This is a genomic window from Micromonospora sp. NPDC047753 (genome assembly GCF_040642735.1).
Taxonomy (GTDB): domain Bacteria; phylum Actinomycetota; class Actinomycetes; order Mycobacteriales; family Micromonosporaceae; genus Micromonospora.
On sequence record NZ_JBEYSL010000709.1, the window covers coordinates 1 to 2,611 of the forward strand.

The window sequence follows — 2,611 nt, forward strand, 5'->3', positions numbered from 1 at the left end:
GTGCCGACCAGCATCCCGACGCCGACGCCGATCGACAGCAGGTACAGGATCGGTTCGACGAGGGCGTTGAGCAGCGGTGTGACCGACCGGCGGTAGATCATGAAGTTGCGTTCGATGAGCGCCAGGGCCCGGCGGCTCGTCCAGGTGGGTACGGCGACGGTGGTCATGGTGCCTCCAGGAGGCTTCGGGCGTGGGCCGTCACGGATGCAACCGCCGGCGGTAGGTGACCCGCGCGACCAGGTAGCCACCGATGGCGAGTGCCAGCAGGTAGCCGATGTGCACGGAGCTGCCGACGACCGTCGCCGTACCGAGGCTGAGGGTGCGACACAGCTCCACCCCGTGCCACAGCGGCAGCAGATAGGACACCGGTCTGATCCACTCGGGTAGCTGCGAGACCGCGAAGAACGTGCCGGAGAACATGTAGAGCGGCATGATGACGAAGCGGAACACCGTGTCGATGTGGCGCAGCTTGCGTACGCCGACCGCCCACGCGGCGGCGGGTGCCGCGAACGCGACCCCGGTCAGCGTCGCGCCGAGCAGGGCGCCGAGGGCCCACCATCCTCCGATCAACCCGAACGCGGCCATCACCACGATGAAGGCGCCGCTGGCGATGAGCACCCGGAAGGTGATGAAGAGCAGGTGCCCGGCGGCGAGCTGCTCGGGCCTCAGCGGCGTCGGTGTGGCGCTGCGGTAGGCCCCGAAGCCGGCAGCCCGGGCGACACCCGGGGCCCCTTCCAGGAACGCGTTCTGCATCGCGGCGGCGGCCAGCATGCCCGGGGCGAAGAACGCCGCGTACGGGACGCCGGTGATCTGGGCGGGCGCGTTGTCGTCGACCAGGGCGCCCAGCCCGGCGCCGATGCCGATGAGGAACAGCAAAGGGTTCAACACGTTGATCACGATCGAGCCCCGCCAGGTACGCCGGTAGCGGGTCAACCAGTACCCGAACACACGAAACACCAGTGGTTTCTCCTGCTACTCGATGAGCGATCGGCCGGTGAGCTTGAGGAACACGTCCTCCAACGTCGCGCGGCGGACCAGTGCGGTGAGCGGCGTGAGCGACATGGTGTGCACCGTGGCGAGGGCCGCCTCGCCGTCGGCGGTGTAGATGAGCACCCGGTCGGGAAGCAGTTCGACGCGACCGTCGGTGTCGTTGCCGCCGGTGGCCAGCGCCGACGTCCGCAGTTTCTCCGCCGCGGTGTCGCGTTCGTCGAGGCGGAAGCGGAGTTCGAGAACCTCGCGGGTGGCGTACCTGGTGATCAGCTCCCGGGGTGAGCCCTGCGCGACGATGCGGCCGTGGTCGACCACGATGATGCGGTCGCAGAGTTGCTCGGCCTCGTCCATGTAGTGCGTCGTGAGGATGAGGGTTACGCCCTGCTGTTTGAGCTGGAAGAGCCGGTCCCACAGGACGTGTCGGGCCTGTGGGTCGAGGCCGGTGGTCGGCTCGTCGAGCAGCAGGATGTCCGGTTCGTTGATCAGGGAGCGGGCGATGGTGAGCCGCCGCCGCATGCCGCCGGAGAGCGTCTCGACCTGGTCTCCGGCTTTCTCCTGCAGCTGGGCGAAGTCGAGCAGTCGGGTCGCGCGGTCGCGGATGACGGCCCGCGACAGGCCGAAGTATCGCCCGTAGATGTGCAGGTTCTCCCGCACGGTGAGTTCGTTGTCCAGGTAGTCGTCCTGCGTGACGACACCCAGCCTGGCCCGGATCTCCGGTCCCTGTCCCATCGGGTCCATGCCCAGCACGCGCAGGCTGCCCCCGCTGATCGGCGACGTGGCGGCGATCATCCGCATGGTGGTGGACTTGCCGGCGCCGTTGGGGCCGAGGAGCCCGAACGACTCACCCCGTTCAAGCGCGAAGTCGATGCCGTCGACAGCGCGGAACTCGGCCGTGGACCCACGTGCTGGATAGACCTTCGTCAGATCTGTCGCCTCGACCAGCGCTTGTTCGCTCACCCCGGCAGCCTAGGGAGAGTCGACAGTGGAGTGCAAGATCTGAGCAGATCTTTGTAATTTCTAGACGTGGTCTGGATTTGACCCTCGACCGGGTCGAGGCCCGACCATCGGCGACATGACCGACCAGACGACCGCCGACCCGACCATGACCCGCATCGTCGAGGCCGTGCAGCTCGGCCAGAGCGGCGCACCTGCCCGAGCCCGTGAGCTGCTCACCGCGTTGTGGGACGAGCTCGGCCCCACCGGGGACGCCCTGCACCGCTGCACCCTGGCGCACTACCTCGCCGATCTGCAGGACACCACCGAGGCGGAACTGGCCTGGGACGAACGTGCCCTGGACGCCGTTTCCGACCTGACCGACGAACGCGCCCAGCGGTATCTGTCCTCGCTCCAGGTCCAGGCTTTCCTGCCGTCCCTGCACCTCAACCTGGCCGACTGCCACCGACGCCTGGGCAACGTCGGCCCGGCCCGGGAGCACCTCGCCCGAGCCCGCGAACACCTGGTGCGGCTACCGGACGACCCGTACGGCGAGAGCATCCGCGCCGCGGTCCGGGACTTCGTCGCGGACGACCCGAGCGACCGTCGGCGGTAACGGTCGGTCGGGTCACCGGTCCTGGCGAGCGACGCCGGTGCGGTACTCCTGCGGCGAACGTCCGTAGTGGGC

The 2,611-nt window shown here is 68.7% G+C and carries 3 protein-coding genes; 1 reads left to right on the forward strand and 2 read right to left on the reverse strand.

Features of this window, described 5'->3' with window-relative positions; translation table 11 throughout:
- Positions 1 to 198: 198 nt before the first annotated feature.
- Complete coding sequence (locus tag ABZ749_RS33520) at positions 199 to 957, reverse strand: ABC transporter permease (protein ID WP_357235030.1); 759 nt, start codon at positions 955 to 957, stop codon at positions 199 to 201.
- A 15-nt stretch (positions 958 to 972) separates the two neighbouring features.
- Entirely contained in the window at positions 973 to 1,914 is a 942-nt protein-coding gene (locus tag ABZ749_RS33525) for an ABC transporter ATP-binding protein (protein WP_357235035.1), read from the reverse strand.
- 148 nt (positions 1,915 to 2,062) lie between these two features.
- Here ABZ749_RS33525 and ABZ749_RS33530 point away from each other — a divergent pair, with 148 nt between their 5' ends.
- A complete protein-coding gene (locus tag ABZ749_RS33530) occupies positions 2,063 to 2,539 on the forward strand; it encodes a hypothetical protein (RefSeq protein ID WP_357235033.1) in 477 nt (158 codons plus the stop codon).
- Positions 2,540 to 2,611: the final 72 nt, after the last annotated feature.